We start from the raw sequence: 24,337 nt of genomic DNA on the forward strand, positions 1-24,337 counted from the left end.
TTTCCGGCCGAAAGGGTGTTTTCCCAGGGCCTTGAGCCTCGATTCAGATGTTAGGGTGGCAGCTGTTACTATTCCCTTCCATCAACGAGGTAGATAAGCTATGGCAAAAATCAATGCCGCCGACAAGATGGTCCAGGTCATGGAGGCCTGGGGCATCGACAACGTATACGGATTGCCCGGCGATTCGGTCGATACCACTGTCGAGGCCCTCTACCGGGCCAGAGACAAGGTCAGGTTCACCCAGGTCAGGCACGAGGAGGTCGCAGCCCTGGCGGCAGCCTCCCACGCCAAGCTGACCGGCCAGGTGGGCGTCTGCCTCTCCATTGGCGGCCCCGGCGCCATTCACATGCTCAACGGACTCTACGACGCCAAGATGGACCATGTGCCCGTCGTAGCCATCCTGGGCCAGATCCAGTCGAAGCTGCTCAATACCGGCTACTTCCAGGAGGTTGACTCCCCCAAGCTCTTTGATGACGTGGCCGTCTACAACAAGCTGGTTACCAGCCCGGAGACTGTGCCGGCCGTCATGGACGAGGCCATACGCATGGCCTACCTCCACCATGGTGTAGCTGTGCTGACCATCCCCGACGACGTGCCCGACCATAAGATCGAGGACAGCTTCAGGCCTACGGCCGACCTCTTCACCGAGTCCCACCCGGCCATCGACCCGGCCGACATCGACAAGGCCCTGGGCATGATCCAGACCGCCAAGCGCCCGGTCGCCTTCTTCGGCGTCGGCGCCAAGGGGGCCCAGGCCGAGGCCAAGGAGTTCGTGGAGCGATACTCCCTGCCCTTCATCCAGACCATGCCAGCCAAGGGGGTCATTGACGATGACCACCCCAACGCCCTGGGCCAGGTGGGCAAGTTGGGCACCAAGCCCGCCTATGAGGCCATGTTCGATGCCGACCTACTGATCCTGGTCGGCACCGACTACCCCTATGCCCCCTATCTGAACGGCAGGATTCCCGCCATCCAGATCGAGCTGGAGCCCACTCGGATCGGCAAGCGCCACCAGGTGGAGGTCGGCATGGTGGCCGATGCCAAGGACGCCCTGCAGCAGCTCAACGCCAAGGGCCAGCCCCTGAAGGAATCCGCCTGGCTCAAGGCCTGCCGCAAGAACATGGGGACCTGGCGCAAGTGGATGGGGGATGTGACCTCCAAATCCCACCAGGGTGTCCTGCCATCCCGCACCTTCTCCAAGTTGAGCGAGGTCGCGGCGGACAATGCCGTATGGTCGGTGGATGTGGGCACCTCCACATCCTTCGGCGCCCGCTTCATCACCGCCAAGTCCACCCAGAAGTACATCATCTCCGCCTGGCTGGGGACCATGGGCTGCGCCCTGCCTGGCGCCATCGCCTCCAAGGAGGCCATGCCCGAGCGCCCGGTCTACGCGGTGTGCGGCGACGGGGCCTTCGCCATGGTCATGCAGGACTTCGTCACCGCCGTCAAATACGACCTGCCCATGGTGGTGGTCGTGCTCAACAATCATCTTCTGGCCTTCATCGAGTACGAACAGCAGTCCGTCGGCCAGCAGAACTATGGCATCGACCTTGCTGACATCGACTTCGCCAAGTTCGCTGAGGCCTGCGGCGGCATCGGTGTCAACGTGACCACCGACGAGGAGTTCGACGCAGCCATCGAGCGCTACAAGAACCCCACCAAGCCGGTCATCATCAACTGCGCCTCCACCGATGAGGCACCTCTGCCCGGCAAGATCGTCTGGGACGAGGCCGAGGGTTACATGAAGTTCGGCCTGGGCTACATGAAGGAGCAGTTCCGCATCCCCGAACTGCCGCCCCTGCGCGAGCTCATGCGTCAGTTCCTCTGAGTCCCTAGCACGCACACAAGGGCCGGTGACCGCTTTGCGAACACCGGCCCTTGCCGTATCCTTCTCAAGCAAAAACCATACTCAGCGTGGGCCTTCCACCGTGTGAAGCGGGCTTATCACTTCCGGCACAGCCGCATCCGGCAGCATATACAGGAAGGCGTGCAGCTCGTACCTTCGGCAAGAATCAAGGCTGGCGGAAGAGGGAAGATAACACAAGGCCCCAGGGGTGAACCTGGGGCCTTGGCTGTATGTCCTATGTTGAATAGGTAAGAATCAGCGAGCGTAGAACTCGACGACGTACTGAATGTTGACCTGGACCGGAATCTCTGCGACCTCGGGCTTGCGGGTCAGGGTGGCCTTCAGGGAGGCCAGGTTCACATCCAGGTAACCGGGGACTGCGGGCAGGACATCACGGTGGGTGCCCTCAGCGGCGATCTGGAAGGGGACGGTGGCCTGGCTCTTGGGCTTGACCTGGATGGTCTGGCCTGGCTTGACGCGGTAGGAGGGGCGGTCCACGATGTTGCCGTCGACCATGATGTGACGGTGGACCACGTACTGACGGGCCTGGGCGGTGGTGCGGGCAATGCCGGCACGCAGAACCAGGGCGTCCAGACGGGACTCCAGGTCGATGAGCATGGCATCGCCGGTCTCGCCGGAGGTGTGGGTGCCCTTCTCGTAGACGGCGCGCAGCTGCTTCTCGGAGACGCCATACTGGGCCCTCAGCCGCTGCTTCTCGCGCAGACGGACCGCGTAATCGGACTCGGTACGGCGACGGGTGCGGCCGTGCTCACCGGGAGCATAGGGGCGCTTCTCGAAGATGCGCTGGGCCTTGGGGGTCAGGGCGATGCCGAGGGCTCTCGACAGGCGAACCTGACGACGGGCACGCTGAACGTTAGTCATTCGTATTCCTTTGATTCTGTCGTTATCTGAACGGAACGGCCACCTGCCGGCCCACTTGCTAGGACCCTGGCAACCGCTGAGTCGGCCTCTCCAGTGCTTCATCGTGCCATGCACGAACGGCTGACCTGCTGTACAGACCTGCCGCCGACCCACTGACGGGCTAAGACTCCAGATAATGCCTGCCCCAATGGCAGACACAAGTGGTCATTCTACACTGCTCCCCCGGACAGACTCTTAGAGCTTCTCGATGGGAGCGACACGGAGCATGAGCCGCTTGGTCCCGTCAGAACCGAAGTCGACCGTGATGATGGAGTTGCGGCCCTTGTCTTGAAGATCGACCACGGTCCCCAGGCCGTACTGGTCATGGGTGATCTTGTCGCCGACCGTGAAGTCGCTGATGGACAGCTTGTTGTCCTTGTCCAGGGAGGAGGCTGGCTTGGCCGAGCTGCTGGCTGACCGCCGGCTGGTCACCTTGCCAGAACGCCCGTGAGTGGACCCACTACCGAAACTGGGACGGCCCGCATGGCCATAGGATGATCCGCTGCCGTAGCTGGACCGGGAGGACTTGCCCGACCCATAGGCGGCGCCTGACCTCCTAAGCGAGCCGTAGGAGGAGCCACGGCCGGAGGACCCGTAAGGGGAACGGCCGGACCGCCCGGAACCATAGGAGGTGCCCACGGACCCGTAGCCGGAGCCGGAGAAGTCGTCGTCATCGCCCCAACCGCCGAACTCGTCGTCAAAGCCATCGGCGCCCTGGGACGACCAGCCGCCCTTCATGCGTTCCATGCTGGATTCGCGCCGCTTCCAGTCAATGAGCTTGTCGGGAATCTCATCCAGGAACTGGCTGGGCAGCATCTCATTGGCCTGCCCCCACTGGGCCCGGACCGCGGCACGGGTCAGGTAGAGCCGTTGCTTGGCCCTGGTGATGCCGACATAGGCCAGGCGCCGCTCCTCACAGAGCTCGTCCTCGTCCTCCAGGGACCGGGAGTGGGGGAAGGTTCCCTGCTCCATACCGGTCAGGAAGACCACTGGATACTCCAGGCCCTTGGCCGTGTGCAGGGTCATGAGGGTGACCTTGCCGGTGTCCTCGCCCTCGCTGGGCAGCTGGTCGGAGTCGGCCACCAGGGCCGTGGTCTCCAGGAAGGAGGACAGGGTAGCATCAGGCGTGTTCTGCTCGAACTCGGCGGCCACCGATTGGAGCTGGGAGAGGTTCTCCACCCTTGAGGCGTCCTGGGGGTCCTCGGATCGCTGGAGCTCCTCCAGGAGGCCGCTCTTGGAGAGGACCTCGGCCACAATCTCCGAGGGCTTGTCGTCATGGGCCTGGGCGAAGGCGGTCAGCGAGCGCATCAGGTCCCGGAAGACCCCCAGCTGGCTGGCGGTGCGGCTGGCCAGGCCTTCGATCTGGTCCATATGCTCAATGCCCTCCCAGAAGGGCTGGTCGTGCGCGTCTGCCCATCCGGCAACCATGGCCTCGGCCCGGGCACCCAGGCCACGCTTGGGCACGTTCATGATCCGCCGCATATTCACCGAGTCGGCCGGGTTGACGATGGCCTGGAGGTAGGCGACGGCATCCTTGACTTCCCGGCGCTCATAGAACTTGGTGCCGCCGACCAGCTGGTAGGGTATGCCGGCGTTGATCAGCGCCTCCTCCAGGGAACGCGATTGGGCGTTGGCCCGGTACATGATGGCCATCTGCGAGTAGGCCATGTTCTCCTCGCTGGCCATCTGTGCGATTTGGTCGGCGATCCAGGCGGCCTCCTGCTGGGCGTTGTCGGCGGCGTAACCGATGATGGCCGACCCCTCCCCCAGGGCCGTCCAGAGCTTCTTGGGCTTGCGGCCTGGGTTGTTGGCGATGACGGCGTTGGCGGCGTCCAGGATGGTCTGGGTGGAGCGGTAGTTCTGCTCCAGCATGATGGTCTTGGCTTGGGGGAAGTCCTTCTCGAAGTCCTGGATGTTACGGATGTCGGCCCCACGGAAGGCGTATATGGACTGGTCCGAATCACCGACCACTGTAATCCAGGCCGGCCCCTGCCTGCCGGCCCCTACGGCTGTTGGGGAGGCCTCCTCGGGTCGGTCCACCCCGGCCAGCTCCCTGATGAGCACATACTGGGCGTGGTTGGTGTCCTGGTACTCGTCGACCAGGATGTAACGGAACTTGTGGTGGTAGTAGTCGGCCACCATGGGCTGGGTGCGAAGGAGTTCCACGGTCCGCATGATCAGGTCGTCGAAGTCCACGGCGTTGGCGGCCGCCAGCCGATGCTGGTATTCGGCATAGACCACCGCATAGAGCTCCTCGACATTGCCGAAACGGCCCAGCTGGTAGCCCCTCTGGCCGGGCTTGTAGTCGGGGGCGTAGGTCTTGAGCTGGTCCTGCCAGGTCTGCAGGCTGTTCTTGTAGTCGGAGATCCTGGCCAGGATGGTCCGGGGGGTGTAGCGCTTAAGGTCGATGTTCAGGTCGGCGCCTATCAGTTTGATCAGTCTCTGGCAGTCAGCCGTGTCGTAGATGGAGAAGCCGGATTTCAGGCCGATCTCCTTGCCGTCCCGGCGCAGGATCCGCACGCATGCCGAGTGGAAGGTGGAGACCCACATCCGCTGGGCCACGGGTCCGATCAGACTGGAGAGCCTCTCGCGCATCTCGGCTGCGGCCTTGTTGGTGAAGGTGATGGCCAGAATCTGGCTGGGCCAGGCTCCCAGGGCGTTGAGTATCCATGCGATGCGGCGGGTCAGGACCCTGGTCTTGCCCGATCCGGCACCAGCGCCGATCAGAAGGGCCGGCCCCTTGTACTGGACCGCCTGGGCCTGCTGCGGATTGAGACCTGCCACCAGGTCGTCGACCTTACGCGCAATGAAATCAGGATCTTCAGGCACAATCGTTCCTTTTCCGCTGGATCTGATGGACAGGGCCAGGTGTGACCATGGCCGGCTCGCATACATGTCTACCATATCCGCCAGCCAGAAGACGGGGATGCGGTTTCGTACTCGGGCAAACACCAGCCTGGCCGGCCTTCTCCCATGTCTGGTTGCCGGGTCCATCTGGGACACACCCCCTCAGGCCTGTGGACCGGCCTGTCTTGCCCGGCACAGCCCCGCAGCCCTGGAGGGAATCGGCCATAGGTAGGCTTGGGGTGTTATGGTGCGGGAATAAGGCATCACCCCGGCCACACAGACCGGCCGTGCAGGTGGATATTCAACGCATATGCGGGAGTCGAAGTTATGAAGCTACTCGAAGACAGGATTCGCCAGGATGGGACGATCAAGCCGGGCAACGTGCTCAAGGTGGACCAGTTCCTCAACCACCAGTGCGATGTGGCCCTCTTCGACCAGATGGGTGCCGAGTGGGCCACGATCTTCGCCTGCAAGCCGATTGACAAGATTCTGACCATCGAAGCCTCCGGCATCGGTATTGCCTGCTGTGTGGCCCGGCATTTCGGCGACGTTCCCGTGGTCTTCGCCAAAAAATCCCAGTCCATCAATCTCGATGGCGACCAGTATGTGTCCAAGATATACTCCTACACCAAGCAGCGTGAGTTCCCGGTCATCGTCTCCAAACGCTTCCTGACCGCAGGTGAGCATGTGCTGCTGATTGACGACTTCCTGGCCAACGGCAAGGCCATGAACGGCCTGATCGAGATCTGCAAGGAGGCCGGTGTCGTGATTGAGGGAATCGGCATCGCCATCGAGAAGGGCTTCCAGGAGGGCGGCAGGGAGCTGCGGGCAGCCGGCTATGACGTCCAGTCCCTGGCCATCGTCAAATCCATGGATCCCGACCAAGGCACCATTGAATTCGCCTGAACCACCAGCACACCAGAGGTATAGAGATATAAGGAATCGTCATGGCTCAGGACCAGCACCCCTCAGACAATCCCCACAGCAAAACGAAGGCTTCCAGCGACCGGCCGGCAACAGCCAAGAGCTCACCTGCCGTCAGCATCCAGGCCCTGACCTCCTTCGACGCCCCAATCTCCTTCTGGAAGGGGCTGCCCTTCGGATTGCAGCATGTCATGGCCATGTTCGTGGCCAATCTGGCGCCGATTTTCCTGGTGACGGCCGCCGCCCACATGAGCCCCGAGCAATCCGCCATGGTCATCCAGAACGGTCTGCTGATGGCTGGCCTGGGCACCTGCCTGCAGCTCTACCCAATCTGGCGAGTGGGCAGCCGCCTGCCCATGGTCACCGGCATCTCCTTCACCTATGTGGCCGCCGCCGTCACCATCGTCTCCAAGCAGGGCTACGGGGCCGTGGTGGGGGCCGTCATAGTCGGCGGCCTGGTCGAACTGCTCCTGGGACTGACCGCCAGCTTCTGGAAACGCTTCGTACCACCCATCGTCTCGGCCATCGTGGTCACCTCGATCGGCTTTTCCCTGCTCTCGGTCGGCGCCTCCTCCTTCGGGGGCGGATCGGGGGCCAAGGACTTCGGCAGCTGGCAGAACCTGACCCTGGGGCTGGCCTCCCTGGTGGCCTGTCTGGCCTTCCAACTCCTCATGAAGGGCACAGCCAAGCAGCTTTCGGTCCTCTTCGGCCTGCTGGTCGGCTACCTCCTGGCCCTGGCTATGGGCATGGTCGACTTCTCTGGGTTCGACAGCCTCCAGTTGGTCAGTGTCCCTCGAATCATGCCCTTCCGACCTGAATTCGACGCCGGTTCCATCGTGGCATTCGCCCTGCTCTATGTGGTCTCCTCGGTGGAGGTCCTGGGCGACACAGCCGCCCTGTCCAAAGTAGGCCTCAACCGACTGCCCACTGACCGGGAGACAGCGGGAGCCATAGCCGGGGATGGGCTTATCTCCACCCTGTCGGGCATATTCGGCTGCCTGCCCCTGACCTCCTTCGCCCAGAACATCGGACTGGTCGCCATCACCAAGGTCGTCAACCGCAAGGTCATCCTCTCGGGAGGGCTTCTGCTGGTCCTGGCCTCCTTCGTACCGGCCATCGCCCAGGTCTTCAACTCCCTGCCGCAGGCCGTTCTGGGGGGCTGCACCCTGATGATGTTCGGCAACATCATCCTCTCTGGTTTCCAGATGATCTCCGAGGCCGGCTACAGCCAGAGGAACATCACCATAGCGGCCCTGTCGCTGACGGTGGGCATCGGCTTCACCCAGGTCAGCGAGATCTTCTCCCACTTCCCCGCCCTCTTCCAGTCCATCTTCTCGACCAACTGCATCGCCAGCTGCTTCGTGGTGGCCGTCATCCTCAATGCCTTCCTCCCCAGCGAGGAGCACTTCCTGACCTCGGCGCCGACCCATGGTGAGGAAGACGGAAAAGCCCAGCAATGACCCTGCCTGCTCCAGGCGCATAGGGTGACGGGGGTTTCCCCAACCAATTCATCCAGGAGCAAGGCCTTAGGCACGGACGCCAGCAGCAGAGCAACAACATGGGCCTGTGCCGCCTTACTTACGGTGGCACAGGCCCTTTCAGAAGCCCTCAACGAGGGCAGCGGCAGCGACTACTCCCACTCGATGGTGGCCGGCGGCTTGGAGGTGCAGTCCAGGACGACCCGGTTGATCTGCCGGCACTCATTGGTGATGCGGGTGGAGATGGCGGCCAGGACCTCGTAGGGCAGGCGGGTCCAGTCGGCGGTCATGGCGTCCTCGGAGGACACAGGCCTAAGGACGATGGGCGAACCATAGGTGCGTTCGTCTCCCTGAACGCCCACGGAATGGACGTCGGCCAGTAGCACGACCGGGCACTGCCAGATCTCGCGGTCCAGACCGGCCTTGGACAGCTCCTCCCGGGCGATGGCATCAGCCTCACGCAGGGTGTCCAGGCGCTCCTTGCTGATTTCTCCCACAATGCGGATACCCAGGCCCGGTCCGGGGAAGGGCTGCCGCCAGACAATCTCGTCGGGCAGGCCAAGCTCGGTACCGATGGCCCGGACCTCATCCTTGAAGAGGCTGCGCAGGGGCTCGATTAGCTCGAACTTGATATCGTCGGGTAGGCCGCCGACATTGTGGTGGGACTTGATGTTCGCGGCCCCGTCGCCGCCGCCGGATTCAACCACATCCGGGTAGAGGGTCCCCTGGACCAGGAACTTGACCTCAGTCCCGGTCCTGCCCGCCTCCTCGATGACATGGCGTTGGGCCTTCTCGAAGGTGCGGATGAACTTCTCCCCGATGATCTTGCGCTTGCGCTCCGGCTCGCTGACACCCTTGAGGGCATCCAGGAAGTCCTGGGAGGCGTCGACGGCAATCAGCTTGATGCCGGTGGCCGCCACGAAGTCGTGCTTGACCTGGTCGGCCTCCCCCTTGCGCAGGAGCCCATGGTCGACGAAGACGCAGGTCAGCTGCTGGCCGATAGCCTTATGGACCAACGCCGCGGCGACCGCCGAATCAACACCGCCCGAAAGGCCGCAGATCACCTGGGCGTCACCCACCTTGGCGCGAATCCTCGCCACCTGGTCGGCGATGATGCCGGAGGCGTCCCAATCATCCGGCAGCCCCGCACACTCATGAAGGAAGGTCTCGATCAGCCGCTGGCCCAGTGGGGTGTGCCTGACCTCTGGATGCCATTGGATGCCATAGAGCTTGCGATCCGTGTCCTGCATGGCCGCGACCGGGGCGCCCTCGGTGTGGGCCAGGACCTCGAAGCCAGCGGGGGCGCTCTGGACAGCGACCCCATGGCTCATCCAGGTGTCCTGCTCGGCCGGGGACCCTGCCAGCAGCCCTGTGACCTGGTCGATGCTGGTGGGTGTCTTGCCGTATTCGCCCAAGGCGGCCTTGTCGACCTTGCCGCCTAATTCATGGGCCATGACCTGGAAGCCGTAGCAGATGCCCAGCATGGGAACACCCGCGTCGAAAATGGCAGGGTCGATGCCGGGAGCCCCATCCTCAAAGACGGAGGCTGGACCACCAGAGAGGATAATCGCCTTGGGGTCCTTGGCCAGCATCTCACTGACGGGCATCGAGTGGGGTACCAGTTCGGAATAGATGTGGGTCTCACGCACGCGTCTGGCTATGAGTTGGGCGTACTGGGCTCCAAAATCGACGACTAGAACCGGACCGGTTGCCATGGATGCTCCCTCTGCTGTGCCGACATGCGCGTCTCGCATGTCCGCTCTTGATGATGCACCTGCCGGTATCTGCGCTACCGAGGCACGGCCGACCAGCCAAGGTCAGACACCGACAGATAGGACCATTGTGGCGGTGGAAGCAGACAAGGCCGGATGCCTCCTCGCCCGCAGCCGAAAGCGAACACATTCGCACAGCGCGAAACCGCAACACGCCGCCGCTTGACCCCAGGCATCACTGGAGCCCACAGACCGGGGCAACAGGAAAGAAAAGGCTGCAAATTAACAATTTCAAAGCAGACCGGATAGCTGTGAGCACAGGCCCCAAGGGCTGATGCAAAGCCCGGCGAGCGAAGCAGAAGGCAACATTTTCACACACACCTGAAAAAAAGCGTTCAAAAGTCGCGCTCTGCCCGTACCATAGGTGGCGATTGGGAACGAAAACCGTTGAGCCATATGGATTGACACTTCGTTGCCGAATGAATAAACAACTAATTGCACGCTAACCCGTGCAGGAGTACAGGAGTACACATGACGAGTCCTGTTATTGGCACACCTTGGAAGAAGCTTGAAGCTCCCGTTTCCGAGGCAGCGCTTGAAGGCGTCGACAAGTATTGGCGCGCCGCCAACTACCTGTCCATCGGCCAGATTTATCTGCGTAGCAACCCCCTGATGAAGGAACCCTTCACCCGTGAGGATGTCAAGCACCGCCTGGTGGGCCACTGGGGCACCACCCCCGGCCTGAACTTCCTGATCGGTCACATCAACCGTCTGATCGCCGACCACCAGCAGAACACCGTGTTCATCATGGGTCCCGGCCACGGTGGCCCCGCAGGCACCTCCCAGGCCTACCTCGACGGCACCTACACCGAGTACTTCCCCAAGATCACCAAGGACGAGCAGGGTCTGCAGAAGTTCTTCCGCCAGTTCTCCTACCCCGGCGGCATTCCCTCCCACTTCGCCCCGGAGACCCCCGGTTCCATCCACGAGGGTGGCGAGCTGGGCTACGCCCTCTCCCACGCCTATGGTGCCGTGATGAACAACCCCTCCCTCTTCGTTCCCGCCATCGTGGGTGACGGTGAGGCCGAGACCGGTGCCCTGGCCACCTCCTGGCAGTCCAACAAGCTGGTCAACCCCCGCACCGACGGCATCGTCCTGCCGATCCTGCACCTGAACGGCTACAAGATCGCCAACCCCACCATCCTGTCGCGAATCTCCGATGAGGAGCTCCACGACTTCTTCCGTGGCATGGGCTACGAGCCCTACGAGTTCGTCGCCGGATTCGACGATGAGGACCACATGTCCATCCACCGTCGTTTCGCCGAGCTCTTCGAGACTGTCTTCGATGAGATCTGCGACATCAAGGCCAAGGCCCAGACCAACGATGTGGAACGCCCCTTCTACCCGATGATCATCTTCCGCACGCCCAAGGGCTGGACCTGCCCCAAGTTCATCGACGGCAAGAAGACCGAGGGTTCCTGGCGTTCCCACCAGGTGCCGCTGGCCTCCGCCCGCGACACCGAGGCCCACTTCGAGGTCCTCAAGAACTGGCTGGAGTCCTACAAGCCCGAGGAGCTCTTCGACGACAAGGGTGCCGTGCGCCCCGACGTCACGGCCTTCATGCCCGAGGGTGAGCTGCGCATCGGCCAGAACCCCAACGCCAACGGCGGACGCATCCGCGAGGACCTGAAGCTGCCCAACCTGGAAGACTACGAGGTCAAGGAAGTCAAGGAATACGGCCACGGCTGGGGACAGCTGGAGACCACTCGCCGCATCGGCTCCTACACCCGTGACATCATCAAGATGAACCCGGACAGCTTCCGCATCTTCGGACCTGACGAGACCGCTTCCAACCGTCTCCAGGCCGCCTATGAGGTCACCAACAAGCAGTGGGACGCCGGCTACCTGTCCTCCCAGGTAGACGAGCACATGGCCGTCACCGGCCAGGTCACCGAGCAGCTCTCCGAGAACCAGATGGAAGGCTTCCTGGAGGGCTACCTCCTCACCGGTCGCCACGGCATCTGGAGCTCCTATGAGTCCTTCGTGCACGTGATCGACTCCATGCTCAACCAGCACGCCAAGTGGCTCGAGGCCACGGTTCGTGAGATTCCTTGGCGCAAGCCCATCTCCTCCCTGAACCTCCTGGTCTCCTCCCATGTCTGGCGTCAGGACCACAACGGATTCTCCCACCAGGATCCGGGTGTCACCTCCCTGCTGCTCAACAAGACCTTCAACAACGACCATGTGGTGAACATCTACTTCCCGGTGGATTCCAACATGCTCCTGGCGGTCGCCGAGCGCTGCTACAAGTCCACCAACCAGATCAACGCCATCATCGCGGGCAAGCAGCCCTCCGCATCCTGGCTGACCCTGGACGAGGCACGCGCCGAGCTGGATAAGGGCGCCGCCGAATGGGATTGGGCCTCCAACGTCAAGTCAAACGATGAGGTCCAGGTTGTTCTGGCCGCCGCTGGCGATGTGCCGACCCAGGAGCTGATGGCCGCCGCTGACAAGCTCAACGGCATGGGCATCAAGTTCAAGGTCGTCAACGTGGTGGATCTGATCAAGCTGCAGTCCGCCAAGGAGAACAACGAGGCCCTGTCCGATGAGGAGTTCGCTGAGCTCTTCACCACCGACAAGCCCGTCCTCTTCGCCTACCACTCCTACGCCCATGACGTGCGTGGCCTGATCTACGACCGCCCCAACCACGACAACTTCAATGTCCACGGTTACAAGGAGCAGGGTTCCACCACCACGCCGTACGACATGGTTCGCGTCAATGACATCGATCGCTACGAGCTGACCGCTGAGGCCCTGCGCATGATTGATGCCGACAAGTACGCCGCCGACATCGACAAGCTGGAGGCCTTCCGCTCCGAAGCCTTCCAGTTCGCAGTCGACAAGGGCTACGACCACCCGGATTACACGGATTGGATCTGGCCTGGTGTCAACACCAACAAGGCGGGCGCAGTTACCGCCACGGCTGCCACCGCTGGCGACAACGAGTAACTCCGGCAGCAGGGCTAAGCCATTGATCAGCTGATCAGACTGAAACCCGTCAAGGGGCGTCGGAACCACAAGGTCCGACGCCCCTTTTCCATGCCTCCAGCCCTTGGCTTCCGGTCCACCAGGGCCTCATCCATACCTGCCTGGCAACCGACCAGATGCATTCCTTTAGCGTGGTACGCGTGGGAACCGCAAGCGATACAGCCCTGCCACCCAACGTTGACGAGAAGAGGGGTGGCCCACAGGCAGTCTGCAAACTACTACTCACCTGCCGCCGATCCATGGCATAGAATGGTCAAGGACTCAGCGAACCGAGCCCTTACGCACAGGTGCGTGAGATACGCACGAAGGAGTAGACAGTGACCAAGACAGTCATCTATATTGCAAGTCCCGAAGGCGGCAATGGCCGCAATGTCGTCGCCTATGGAGTGCTCAGGGCCCTGGCCGGAAAGGGCAACACGGGTGTCTTCCGGCCCATAGCCTGCAAGAGGGAAGACTTCACGTCCATCCTCCTGTCCGCTTCATCAGCCGGGCAGGATCTGTCCGATGTCCGTGGCGTCTGCCCCTGCCACGCCCGTGAGGACCACGAGGGTTCACGAGGCGACATTGTGGCTGCCTACCATGAGACCCTCGAGGCCAGCCCAGCCGAATCCATGGTCGTCGTCGGCTCCGACGCCTCCCAGGTCTTCGACCCGGAATCCTTCAGCTTCAACGCCCAGGTCGCCGCAGACCTCCAGGCTCCAGTCCTCCTGGCGGTCTGCACCATGAGGCGCAACGGCAAGCAGGTCAAGCAGACGGTCGAGGCCTGCACCCGGGATGTGGAGGCTGCCGGATCCAAGGTCCTGGGTGTCTTCGTGACCGGCTGCACCGACGAGAAGGCCGCCGACGCCAAGCAGGCCCTGGCCGACTCCCCCGTGCCGGTCTGGACCATTCCCGCCGTCGACTTCCCTGCTGAAGATGACCCACAGGCCGCCGACAAGGCCGACCAGGCCTTCAGCCAGAACGTGCCCAGCGAGGAGCTTCTTGAGGCCCTCCAGGCACCCTTCACCCCCGCCACCACCCCCTACGCCTTCCAGTACAGCCTCCTGGGCAAGGCCAAGGAAGACAAAAAGACCATCGTTCTGCCCGAGGGCCAGGAGGACCGGATCATCAAGGCGGCCGACTACCTGCTGGAGCGCGACATCGTCAAGCTGATCATCGTCGGCAACAAGGAGTCCATCCTGGCCCGTGGCAAGGAGCTGGGACTCAAGTCCCTGGGCAAGGCCAGCTACCAGGCCATGGATGACGAGACAGTCCTGGCCCCCATGGTCGCCAAGCTCTGCGAGCTGAGGGCCAAGAAGTGCATGACCAAGGAACAGGCCCGGCAGCAGCTGACCGACCCCTCCTACTTCGGCACCATGCTGGTCGTCCTGGGCAAGGCCGATGGCCTGGTCTCCGGATCGGTCAATTCGACGGCCAACACGGTCCGCCCGGCCCTCCAGGTCATCAAGACCAAGCCGGGTGCCTCGCTGGTCTCCGGTGCCTTCCTCATGTGTTTCAAGGACCATGTGGCCGTCTTCGCCGACTGCGCCATCAACCTCAACCCCTCCGCCGAGCAGCTGGCCGACATCGCCATCCAGTCGGCCCAGACCGCCCGTTCCTTCGGTCTGGACCCCAAGGTCGGCATGCTCTCCTACTCAACACTGGGCTCCGGCAAGGGCCCGGACGTGGAACTGGTCGAGGAGGCCACCAAGCTGGTCGGCGATAAGGCCCCAGAACTTCCGGTCGTCGGCTCCATCCAGTTCGACGCCGCCTGGTCGCCCACCGTGGCCGCCACCAAGGCCAAGGGCAACGATGTCGCCGGACACGTCAACGTCTTCGTTTTCCCCAGCCTTGCCGCCGGCAACATCGGCTACAAGGCAGTTCAGCGCTCCTCGGGCGCCCTGGCCGTCGGCCCCGTCCTCCAGGGCCTGAACAAGCCGGTCAACGACCTCTCCCGTGGCGCCCTGGTCCAGGACATCATCAACACGGTGGCCCTGACCGCCATCGAGGCCCAGTAATCCTGGCCTATTTGGTCGCACACGAAGTGGTGGGTTGAATATGGGGCAACAGGGCCGAGAGGGGTGACCGCCCCTCTCGGCCCTGTTGCTTTCCCGAAAGTTCGACCGGTAATTTGTAAGCGCTGGCGAGTATTCTCTATGGAGGTAGCCGTGTGGAAAGCACGGATCGCACAAGAATCATGGAGGATGCCACAATGGCGAATACCGTCCTTGTCATTAATTCGGGTTCCAGCTCGATCAAGTATCAGCTGGTCGATCTCGAGACCGGCGAAGGACTGGCCTCGGGTCTGGTCGAGAAGATCGGCGAACCGATTGACGGTCACTACAAGCACGAGTACCAGGGTCGCAAGCATGAGCTCGAGGAGCCCATCCACGACCATGAGCAGGGTCTCAAGCGTGTGCTGGAGCTTTTCAAGGAGTATGGCCCCGACCTGAACGAGTCCAACATCGTGGCTGTTGGCCACCGGGTGGTCCAGGGTGGGTCCATCTTCCCCAATCCGGCCCTGGTCAACGACAAGACCATCGGCAAGGTCAAGGACCTGGCTGTCCTGGCGCCCCTGCACAACGGCCCCGAGGCCACTGGCGCCGAGGTCATGCGCCACCTTCTGCCGGATGTTCCCCAGGTCTTCGTCTTCGACTCCTCCTTCTTCTTCCAGCTGCCCAAGGCCGCCTCCACCTACGCCCTGAACAAGGAGATCGCGGACCAGTACCAGATTCGCCGCTACGGCGCCCACGGCACATCCCACGAGTATGTCGGCTCCGTGGTTCCCGACTTCATCGGCAAGCCCGCTGTGGGCCTCAAGCAAATCGTCCTGCACATCGGTAATGGCGCCTCCGCCTCGGCCCAGGTCTCCGGCAAGCCCGTGGAGACCTCCATGGGTCTGACTCCTCTGGAGGGCCTGATGATGGGCAGCCGTACCGGGGACATCGACCCGGCGGTGGTCTTCCACCTCATGCGTAACGCCCACATGTCCGTGGACGAACTGGACAACCTCTTCAACAAGCGCTCCGGCATGATGGGTATGACCGGCTTCGGCGACATGCGGGAGATTCACCGGCTGATTGCCGAGGGGAATGAGGACGCCAAGCTGGCCCTGGATGTCTACATCCACCGGATCGTCGGCTACATCGGCAACTACACCGCCCAGATGGGCGGGGTGGATGTCATCACCTTCACCGCCGGTGTGGGCGAGAACGACGAGATCGTCCGTCGTCGCGTCTGCGAGGCCTTGGCACCCTTCGGCGTCAAGATCGACATGGAGAAGAACGACACCCGCTCCAAAGAGCCCCGGATCATCTCCACGCCCGACAGCTCAATCATCATCGCCATCGTTCCCACCAACGAGGAACTGGCCATCGCCCGCAAGTCTGCGGCCATCGCCAAGGAAGGCAAGGACTCCTACGGCAACGAGTTCAAGCACTGAGGATCTTTCAGCCTGATTCACCCTGAGGGGTGAAACGGTAGCCAGAGTCCTGCCAAGGGGAGGAAGTGCACAAGCGCTTCCTCCCCTCCTCTATAGGTGCAGGTCCATGGAACAGAGTTCAGACCAAGGCTAATGGCCCAGCATGGCGGTCCACATGCCGGTGAAATCAGGAATGGTCTTTCGGGTGGTGCCGACGTTGCTGATGCGGATGCCGGGTATGGCCAGGCCCAGCATGGCCGCGAAGGTGGCCATGCGATGGTCTGCATAAGTCTCCATCAGGTCCCCATGCAGGGCAGCCCGGTCTACCGGCACAATATCCAGACCATCATCAAGCTCCTTGGCCTGGCCGCCGATACGGGTGATCTCGGTCTCCAAGGCGGCCAGCCGATTGGTCTCATGGCCCCTGAGATGACCAATGCCCACAAGTCTGCTGGGGCCCTCAGCCAGGACAGCCAGGGCCGCGATGCTGGGTGCTATCTCCCCAGCTGCTGATAGGTCGAAGGTCCCCAAGCCCTGAATCTGGCCCTCGGCGGTCACGGTCAGGTCGCCGGTATCGGACCGTGAAATTCGGGCACCCATCGCTTGAAGAATGCCGGGCAGCAAGCCGCCTGGCTGGGTGGTCCGCTGGGGCCAGCGTGGCACCGAGACCGATCCCCCGGCGATCAGGGCCGCACCTAGGAAGGGCGCGGCATTCGACAAGTCGGGCTCCACCAGCACCCGGTCAGGCAGGTTGAGGGCGCTTGGTCGAACATCCCAGGAACCATGTTCACCCATGGTCACTAACCCTCCGGCAGCTTTGATGTCGGCCATGGTCATGCGGATGTGGGGCAGGGATGGCAGCCTGTCACCGCTATGGACCAGGTGAAGCCCACCGGGCAGACGGGACCCGATAAGGAGCAGGCCCGAGATGAACTGGGAGGAGCTTGAGGAGTCAATGCTGACCGATGCCGGCCCATCAGTCAGCCATGACCTGTCGTCTGGAGCCTCCAGGCGGAAGGGCAGGTGGCCTTCCCTCCCCTGGTAATCCACCCGAACCCCCAACTGGTCCAGCCCATCCAGCAGTGGCCGCATGGGGCGTTCATAGGCCTGGCGGTCACCGTCGAAGCTAACAGGCCCATCAGCGAACATGGCCAGACCTGGCAGGAAGCGCATGACCGTGCCGGCCAGCCCGCAGTCAATCGTGACCCCGCCAGTGAAGCGTCCACTCTTGGGCGGAAGGACCGTGACCAGGGTTGGGTCCTGCGGGTCCTCCTGAAATACCACACCCATGGTGCCCAGTGCGGCCATCATCAGCTCGGTATCCCTGGAGCGTAGGAGCCCCTCGAGCTGTACTGGCCTGGAACCCAGGGCGGCCAGCACCAGGTATCGGTTGGATAAGGACTTGCTCCCCGGTATCGCCACCCTGGCCTGAAGCGGCCCTGAGGCCAGAGGTGCAGGCCAGGGGTCACCCGTGGGGCTGGTGGCTTTCGGGGAAGATTGGGGGCAATCAGCAGGGCTTGTCTTGGTCATACCTGGTATGGTATCCGAAGATTCCTACATGAGTTGCCGGTCATCTGCTTCGCACCCTCCTCCCTGGGAGGGCAGGCTCACAGCCCAGGACTTACCACTCCAAGGATATGATGGGGCACATGCTCAATCCTGCAAGGACAGGTCGAGCAGATGATCGGAGAAGTCACTCAGCGACTTATAGGGATCAAGCTCGAATTGCCGGTCATCCAATGCGTTGAGAGGACTCGTGCTGACATCGAAGGGGCTGACCTTCGCCAGCTTGCTGGAGAGATCGCGCAGCTTGGTATAGGCCTCGCTCCCATAGCTGGTTGACTTAAAGGTCCCCAGGGCTTTCATCTGGTCGATCAAGCCATTCATCTTAGCGGTCACTTTACCCTGGTCCCTCACATATGCCTTGATTTCGGGAAGTTCAGAAGTTGACAGGGAATCAAGACCGGCCTGACAGGAGGACAGGTAGCTGTGGTAGTGGTCATAGTCCGAGGTCTCCTCAAAACTGGCCATCGGAGAGTCCAGACAGTTTCGCCTGATCTGGCCCAGGTTCAGTGGAATGTCAGCATATTGATCCATGAAGGTCATGTAGGCGTCCAGCTTGGACTCGACTGGTGCGAAGGCCTCGCTGATCATCTTGTTCCCATAGGCCTTCAGACCCTTGAAGGTCTGCACGGACTGACGGAGCTTGGCTACCGCGTCCTTGAGGTCGGCGGGGGTGGCCCTCTTGCCCTTCTTGGTGGTCTTGTTGCCGTATTGGATCTCCTGGAGGTCAGAGAAGGTGTTGCTGACATTGAATGACAGGTCAATCATATGGTTGACCTCCTTGTAGGCCTTGTTAACCTCGGGGATCCGCGATGGCTGCGAGCCGGTATGGGACTTGGCCGCCGACCGGCTGCTGGTCCCGAAAGGATGCCTGGCAGCGTCCTGAAAACTATCGTATAAGGGCATGACCACGGCAAGGACGAAGACCAGCACGGCAATCAGGAAGCCCCAGAGTAGACCCCTGCGATGCCCTGCGATGCCCCCTTGACCGGAGCTGGCGGCACCCTGCCTCGACCCTGGCGAATCCAAACTGCTTGAAACAGTGGTCTGACCTGCCACGTCGGCGGCATAAGCCCCCTGAGACCGCTCGATGTGGGCAGCCTTATCGTGCCATGGGTCGGGCTTTTGTTGAAGCTGCCCCGACTGCTGATTCCGGCTACCAAAGATGAGGTTCTCCTCCCCTGCCGCTGGATTGGCTCCAGCACACTGGGTTACCGAGGCTCCTTCATCATCAAAGTCGTCTTCGTCGTCGTCGAACTCATTGTCGCTGTCATAATCGCTGTTGTAGTCTCTGTCAGCAAACGCATCCGGGGTCTGCGCATGGACTGCATCATCATTATCCTTGTCGAAGCCACCCTGGGCGTCATTGCCATAGCCGAACCCATTGCTGGCATCATTGCCCATACCAAAGCCACCGATGCCACTATGGTCATCGTCTGACGGCCCATCCTGCGCACCAAGCTGGTCAGAGGATTCTACATCAAAGGGGACCTGCACCGGCCCTCCATTGAACCCATCTAGCTCTCCCCTACGCCGGAACAAACCCAATGTCCTACCCTCTCTTAGTGACACTGCCCACGAAATCCCAAGCCCTCACAGCACTGCTGGTCTCGGTTGCCTATTCCAAGCCCCCACCGCCAGGAACAAATGCCAGTCTACACTAGCCGCCACCCATGGCCGGAGCGTTTGGAAATGATCAAGGCCCTGAGTGTGCCAGAAGGTCTGCGGTAATCGTGTCCCTGGAGAGCACTCGTAGACCGACGCTGATTGATAACCGGCTAGAAATGGCTCGTTTCCTGAGCTTCTGGTCGGGATGACAGGATTTGAACCTGCGACATCCTGCTCCCAAAGCAGGCGCGCTACCAAGCTGCGCTACATCCCGAATGCCCTCGTCGTCTCTTCAAAGGCAGACCAGGCACAATATGTCATTATAACCTACGTATGGACTCAACCGACCCGATGCCACCTACCCCAACACCCAAACACCATCTGTTAAGAGAGCTGGCACGGCTAGAATACCAATCTATCGTCTTATGCCGGGTGACCGCTTTCAACCGTCGGCGCTGTCGGTTCCATATGAGAATTCCGCCATCGCTGAGATACGGCATTGAGGAGTGTATCAACAGCTCTGTTTACCGGCGCCACCACCAGCCCATGAAAGATGCAGCTGGCAACGAGCAGGAGCATGTACAGTGCTGCCAAAGTGGCCATGCACAGAACGTCCCTCGCCATAGGGCCGTCTGTTTGAGCACCCACGTAGAAGCTATTCCACAATACAGATTTGACCATGAGATTGTCATGAATCAGATAGATACCCAGGACCGAAGGCGACACGGCCAGTACCAGACGCTGTAGAAAGCTCCCGACCGCACCGCTTTCATGGGGCTTGGTCTGGACCACCCAGAGGAATATGCCGGTGGCCATGATCAGATCAGGAAAAGGAAGCGCACCTGGGCCACCTGTCAGCATATTGGGTGGATAACCGGTCAAGGTCCTCAGCCGGCTGTTGGAAAACAGCATGTATGTTCCACCTATGCAGAACAGGCAGGTCAACAGCAGCAGAAGCAGGGTTCTGACGACTTGCTCCCAAAGAAACCCTTACAGCCTATCCAATGCAGGGTATGGAGAGGTCCCAGGGATCAGTGTTCAGACCTAGGCGGATGACTTCGGGACCTTCTCCACAGGCCGCCGTAATCGCTTGGGGAACATCCTCCATGGCATAGGAGAGCCAAAGGCCTTCGATGGCGCTGTGGGGGGTGTTGATCAGGGCCGGGCGGGCCGGTGACCCTGCATCGTCTCCCCCTTCCCTGAGGCTGGCCTCATAGCGGGCCTGCTCGATGGCATCGGTGGCTGGATGATGGCGCAGGTCGCTGGTCACATACACATCGGCACCGCAGGACCTGACCTCATCGAAGAGGGAGTCTCCGGACCCTGGCAACACCACCACGGTGCTGACGGGGGCCTCCAGATCGCCGGCCACCTGCACACCCATATGATTGGCGGGAAGGGCCTGGGCAACCCTGGATGCGAAATCCGCAAGAGGCAAGGCCTGGGGCAACCGGCCCAGCCTGCCCAACCCGACAGGTTGGCCCTGCTGGCTAAGCCCCGGCAGGGGAACAAGGGGTCGTTGGTCCACCAGTCCAAAGGCGTCAGCGGCGGCCTGGCCCACACCACGATGGGATGCGTCGGCGTTGGTGTGACCCACCCATAGTCCGCAACCTCCACGATAGAGCTTGGAGACCATGGCTCCATGAACATCGAGACCTGACACGGCATGGACCGAACGGAAAAGCAGAGGGTGGTGGCAGATCAGCAGATCAGCCTGACAGGCCAGAGCCTGGTCGATGACCTCCATCGTGGGATCCACGGCAAAGGCGATGGTGGAGACCTGCCGGTCCAAGTCGCCGACAACCAAGCCTGGGTGGTCCCAGTCCTCGGCGTAGGACAAGGGATACAGCGTCTCCACCAGCTCGATGACCCTCTTCAATGCGGCCATGGTCTCTCCTTATCTGACTACATGGACTCACTGATTGCCTCAGAAGGAATCAGGCCCCTCTGACTTGCCCCACAGCATAATCAGATGGACCTGGCCAGGGCATCAGTGGGCTGCCGACTGCCAGTCCTTGCCGATGCCGATGGACACGTTCAGAGGCACCGCCAGATCCACGGCATGTTCCATGGCGTCCTTGACCAGCTTGCTGGCCTGCTCAGCCTCACCTGCCGCCACCTCTAGCACCAGTTCATCATGGATCTGGAGGATGATTCGGCTGTTGACCCCAGCATCCCGCAGGGCCTTGTCCGCCCTGATCATGGCCAGCTTCATGATGTCGGCGGCCGACCCCTGGATGGGTGCGTTTAGGGCGGCCCGTTCCGCAGCGTCCCTACGGTTGCGGTTCTGCGACCTGAGTTCTGGGAAGTAGCGGCGGCGGCCGAAGATGGTCTCCGTGTATCCGTCCTCCCTGGCCTTGGTGACCAAGGATTCCAGGTAGGTGTGGACCTTGCCGAAGGTGGCGAAATACTGGTCCTTGAGGACATCCGCCGCCGCCGGACTGATCTTCAGCTGCTGGGCCAGGCCGTATGTGCTCAACCCGTAGGCCAGGCCGTAGCTCATGGCCTTGACGTGGCTGCGCTGGTCGGAGCTGATCTCATCGATCGGGACCCCGTAGACCAGACTGGCCACGTACTTATGGAAGTCCGTACCCGACTTGAAGGCCTCAATCAGGGCCTCGTCACCGGACAGGTCGGCCATGATGCGCAATTCCACCTGAGAGTAGTCACAGGAGAGAAGGGCTTCATACCCATCTCCTGTGACGAAACCTGAGCGGATCTCCCTGCCGGCGGCATTGCGGTTGGGTATGTTCTGGAGGTTGGGGTCGACCGAGCTCAGACGCCCGGTGGCGGCCACCGTCTGCTCATAGGTGGTGTGGATCCGGCCATCGTCCTTATTGACCGTATCAATCAGAGATTGGACGATCTGCTTGAGCTTGTTTGTCTCCCGATGCCTCAGGAGGGCCCCCAGGAAGTTGCTGGCCTTCTCATTGTCGGTCGTCTTGAGATAGAGCTCTTGGAGAGCTGCGGAATTGGTCGTGTATGAGCCGGACTTGGTCTTCTTGGTCGGACGCAGCTGCATATCCTCGAAGAGCACCTTCTGCAGCTGCTTGGGGCTCTGCAGGTTGACCAGGTTCCCGGCGCTGTCCCAGGCGATCTGCTGGGCCTGGGCCGCCTCGGCGGCGAACTGGTCACGAAGGCCGGTCAACCGTTGCAGGTCCACGCAGGCGCCATGGTTCTCCATGGTGTACAGGATCCTAGACACCGGCAGCTCCATGTCATGTAGCAGGGAGAATTGGAACCGCTGGTCCAGGAGGGGTGCCAGCTTATGCGAGAGGGCCCGGACGATGACTGCGTGACGGATGGACTTGATCCGAATCTCAGTTTCGGGGTCCAGCTGCTCGTCACCGGTGCTGTCCAGGTCGAGCTGCCCCTGGGTGACGGCACCCTCCTCCTTCATGGCAATCTGCAGGAAGTGTTTGGCCGCCTGTTCCAGATTGTCAGCGTGGAAATCAGGGTGGACCAGGTAGCCTGCCAACTTGGTGTCGAAGAAGGGCTGGGACATCCTCAAACCGGCGGAGGCCATGAGGTGCAGATGTTCTTTGTAACCGTGGACCACCAGGGTCTCATGGTACTGGTCAAGGAGGGATTGCAGCTGTTCCAGGATGGTCTGGTCGAAGGGGGCTTCGAGGGTGACCACCTGGTCATTTGCCAGTAGGACCACGCGGTCCAGGTGGGCCTTGCCGGGTTTAGAGGAACCCTCGGCCTGTAGGACCCAGGAATGGTCCAGTGCCTTGCCACAGTACTTGCGGCGGTCGGCTGGGGCCTGCTGGTGGCCAGAGGATGCAGGATCGGCACCGTCCTTGCCCTTGTCCGCGTCTTTGTTGACCTGGTCGCCCTGGACTGGGGCTGCCTCAGCCCCGTCGGTTTCGGCTGATAGGCTGGCCTCCTCTTGGGCAGCGGCTTGGTCAGCCGCGTCGCGGGCCGCCTTGAGGGGCTTGATGGTCTGGTCGGCCCAGGATTGCATGGCCTTGACATCGGCTATGTCCACCTTGTCGGGATCGTTGAGGTAGACGGAGTTCTCCCCGCTCTCCTCCTCGTCATCCTCACCGGCCGGCAGGGAGCTCAGACCCAGGGTCTTGCCGAAGACGCGCATGATCCGCTGCTTGGTCCTGGTACCCAGTTCCAGCTGTTTGAAGAGGGTGGCCAGCTTGTCCTTGTGGAAGTCATGGAAGCTGAAGTCGTCGATGCCGCAACCCAGGTCCAGGTCCCTTACCAAGGCGTTGACCTTGCGGTTGAGCCTGACCTGGTCGATGTTGGCCCGTAGGGCCTCGCCCTTCTTGCCGGGGATCTCGTCGGCATGCTCAAGTATGGACTCAAGGGAGCCATACTGGTTGATCCACCGGGCGGCATAACCATCGCCCACACCCGGTACACCGGGAATGTTGTCGGAGGTCTCACCACGGATGGCAGCCAGGTCGGGGTACTGCCAGGGCTCCACCTTGTACTTGTCGATGATGGCCTGGGCATCCATGTGCTTGAGATCTTTGAAGTGGTGGCCGGGGTAGAGCACGGTCACATGGTCGTCAATGAGCTGGAAGGCGTCACGGTCGCCGGAGAGGACCAAGGTCTTGTAGCCGGCCTCCTGCCCCATGCTGGCCAGGGTGCCGATGATGTCGTCACCCTCGTAGCCGGGTTTCTCGATGTAGGTCACACCCATGGCTTCCAGGAGTTCCTGGATGATCGGCAGCTGGGCTAGAAGCTCCTCGGGTGCTGCGTCGCGGGTGCCCTTGTAGTCGGGCAGCATCTTGTTGCGGAAGGTGCCACCGGCCATGTCGAAGGCCACAGCCAGACGGTCCGGCTCCTCCTTCTCGACCACCTGGGCGAGCATGTTGGTGAAGCCCCAGATGGCATTGGTCGGCAGGCCCTTGGAGGTGGTGAAGTTGTCCACCGGCAGGGCGAAGAAGGCTCGGAAGGCCAGTGAGTGCCCATCTACGACAAGAAGCGTCCCTGGGGAACGCTTCTTGTCGGATACCGTGGCCATGAAATC

14 protein-coding genes and 1 tRNA gene are annotated in these 24,337 nt (G+C 61.8%); 6 read left to right on the plus strand and 9 right to left on the minus strand.

Annotated features, from left to right (window positions below):
- Nucleotides 1-100 precede the first annotated feature (100 nt).
- Nucleotides 101-1,828: a pyruvate oxidase gene (locus CRD60_RS00195; RefSeq protein ID WP_113859319.1), complete on the plus strand. Its 1,728-nt coding sequence runs from the start codon at nt 101-103 to the stop codon at nt 1,826-1,828.
- Nucleotides 1,829-2,101: 273 nt separating this feature from the next.
- On the opposite strand, the gene rpsD is transcribed toward CRD60_RS00195, so the two are convergent.
- Together rpsD and CRD60_RS00205 are read right to left on the minus strand one after the other, a co-directional pair.
- Entirely contained in the window at nt 2,102-2,728 is a 627-nt protein-coding gene (gene rpsD, locus CRD60_RS00200) for a 30S ribosomal protein S4 (RefSeq protein ID WP_113859320.1), read from the minus strand.
- A gap of 234 nt (nt 2,729-2,962) precedes the next feature.
- Nucleotides 2,963-5,596, minus strand: a complete 2,634-nt coding sequence (locus tag CRD60_RS00205; RefSeq protein WP_113859321.1) for a UvrD-helicase domain-containing protein — start codon at nt 5,594-5,596, stop codon at nt 2,963-2,965.
- A 345-nt stretch (nt 5,597-5,941) separates the two neighbouring features.
- Between CRD60_RS00205 and CRD60_RS00210 the strand changes: the two genes are divergently transcribed.
- Nucleotides 5,942-6,520 (plus strand): xanthine phosphoribosyltransferase, encoded by a 579-nt coding sequence (locus CRD60_RS00210; RefSeq protein ID WP_113859322.1) that lies wholly within the window; start codon nt 5,942-5,944, stop codon nt 6,518-6,520.
- A 41-nt stretch (nt 6,521-6,561) separates the two neighbouring features.
- Nucleotides 6,562-7,998, plus strand: coding sequence for a nucleobase:cation symporter-2 family protein (locus tag CRD60_RS00215; protein ID WP_113859323.1), 1,437 nt, complete (start codon nt 6,562-6,564; stop codon nt 7,996-7,998).
- Nucleotides 7,999-8,168: 170 nt separating this feature from the next.
- Here CRD60_RS00215 and guaA read toward each other — a convergent pair whose 3' ends face one another.
- Nucleotides 8,169-9,731, minus strand: a complete 1,563-nt coding sequence (gene guaA / locus CRD60_RS00220; RefSeq protein WP_113859324.1) for a glutamine-hydrolyzing GMP synthase — start codon at nt 9,729-9,731, stop codon at nt 8,169-8,171.
- 528 nt (nt 9,732-10,259) lie between these two features.
- Here guaA and CRD60_RS00225 point away from each other — a divergent pair.
- The 3 genes from CRD60_RS00225 to CRD60_RS00235 all read left to right on the plus strand — a co-directional run bounded on the left by CRD60_RS00225 (nt 10,260) and on the right by CRD60_RS00235 (nt 16,197).
- Nucleotides 10,260-12,737 (plus strand): phosphoketolase, encoded by a 2,478-nt coding sequence (locus CRD60_RS00225; RefSeq protein ID WP_113859325.1) that lies wholly within the window; start codon nt 10,260-10,262, stop codon nt 12,735-12,737.
- A 356-nt stretch (nt 12,738-13,093) separates the two neighbouring features.
- Nucleotides 13,094-14,773 carry a phosphate acetyltransferase gene (gene pta, locus CRD60_RS00230; protein ID WP_113859326.1) on the plus strand — a complete coding sequence of 560 codons (1,680 nt, stop codon included), beginning with the start codon at nt 13,094-13,096 and terminating at the stop codon, nt 14,771-14,773.
- Between the two features lie 194 nt (nt 14,774-14,967).
- A complete protein-coding gene (locus CRD60_RS00235) occupies nt 14,968-16,197 on the plus strand; it encodes an acetate/propionate family kinase (protein WP_113859624.1) in 1,230 nt (409 codons plus the stop codon).
- Between the two features lie 129 nt (nt 16,198-16,326).
- Here CRD60_RS00235 and aroA read toward each other — a convergent pair whose 3' ends face one another.
- The 6 genes from aroA to polA form a co-directional block, all read right to left on the minus strand.
- A complete protein-coding gene (gene aroA / locus CRD60_RS00240; RefSeq protein ID WP_113859327.1) occupies nt 16,327-17,706 on the minus strand; it encodes a 3-phosphoshikimate 1-carboxyvinyltransferase in 1,380 nt (459 codons plus the stop codon).
- Nucleotides 17,707-17,829: 123 nt separating this feature from the next.
- Entirely contained in the window at nt 17,830-19,236 is a 1,407-nt protein-coding gene (locus tag CRD60_RS00245; protein ID WP_113859328.1) for a hypothetical protein, read from the minus strand.
- A 308-nt stretch (nt 19,237-19,544) separates the two neighbouring features.
- Nucleotides 19,545-19,621 (minus strand) — tRNA-Pro (locus CRD60_RS00250).
- Nucleotides 19,622-19,770: 149 nt separating this feature from the next.
- Nucleotides 19,771-20,259, minus strand: a complete 489-nt coding sequence (locus CRD60_RS00255; protein WP_113859329.1) for a hypothetical protein — start codon at nt 20,257-20,259, stop codon at nt 19,771-19,773.
- 85 nt (nt 20,260-20,344) lie between these two features.
- Nucleotides 20,345-21,235, minus strand: coding sequence for a Nif3-like dinuclear metal center hexameric protein (locus tag CRD60_RS00260; protein WP_113859330.1), 891 nt, complete (start codon nt 21,233-21,235; stop codon nt 20,345-20,347).
- Nucleotides 21,236-21,337: 102 nt separating this feature from the next.
- The gene (polA, locus tag CRD60_RS00265; RefSeq protein ID WP_113859625.1) at nt 21,338-24,331 is read right to left on the minus strand and encodes a DNA polymerase I; all 2,994 of its coding nucleotides are present in this window, start codon (nt 24,329-24,331) and stop codon (nt 21,338-21,340) included.
- Nucleotides 24,332-24,337 lie beyond the last annotated feature (6 nt).

The sequence above is a fragment of the Bifidobacterium aemilianum genome (assembly GCF_003315635.1).
Classification (GTDB): domain Bacteria; phylum Actinomycetota; class Actinomycetes; order Actinomycetales; family Bifidobacteriaceae; genus Bifidobacterium; species Bifidobacterium aemilianum.

What these genes read in the sequence shown, in the direction of transcription:
- CRD60_RS00195 (WP_113859319.1), top strand. Translation starts at nt 101, where the DNA reads ATGGCAAAAATCAATGCCGCCGACAAGATGGTCCAGGTCATGGAGGCC.
- rpsD (WP_113859320.1), bottom strand. Translation starts at nt 2,728, where the DNA reads ATGACTAACGTTCAGCGTGCCCGTCGTCAGGTTCGCCTGTCGAGAGCC.
- CRD60_RS00210 (WP_113859322.1), top strand. Translation starts at nt 5,942, where the DNA reads ATGAAGCTACTCGAAGACAGGATTCGCCAGGATGGGACGATCAAGCCG.
- CRD60_RS00215 (WP_113859323.1), top strand. Translation starts at nt 6,562, where the DNA reads ATGGCTCAGGACCAGCACCCCTCAGACAATCCCCACAGCAAAACGAAG.
- guaA (WP_113859324.1), bottom strand. Translation starts at nt 9,731, where the DNA reads ATGGCAACCGGTCCGGTTCTAGTCGTCGATTTTGGAGCCCAGTACGCC.
- CRD60_RS00225 (WP_113859325.1), top strand. Translation starts at nt 10,260, where the DNA reads ATGACGAGTCCTGTTATTGGCACACCTTGGAAGAAGCTTGAAGCTCCC.
- CRD60_RS00235 (WP_113859624.1), top strand. Translation starts at nt 14,968, where the DNA reads ATGGCGAATACCGTCCTTGTCATTAATTCGGGTTCCAGCTCGATCAAG.
- aroA (WP_113859327.1), bottom strand. Translation starts at nt 17,706, where the DNA reads ATGACCAAGACAAGCCCTGCTGATTGCCCCCAATCTTCCCCGAAAGCC.
- CRD60_RS00255 (WP_113859329.1), bottom strand. Translation starts at nt 20,259, where the DNA reads ATGCTGTTTTCCAACAGCCGGCTGAGGACCTTGACCGGTTATCCACCC.
- CRD60_RS00260 (WP_113859330.1), bottom strand. Translation starts at nt 21,235, where the DNA reads ATGGCCGCATTGAAGAGGGTCATCGAGCTGGTGGAGACGCTGTATCCC.
- polA (WP_113859625.1), bottom strand. Translation starts at nt 24,331, where the DNA reads ATGGCCACGGTATCCGACAAGAAGCGTTCCCCAGGGACGCTTCTTGTC.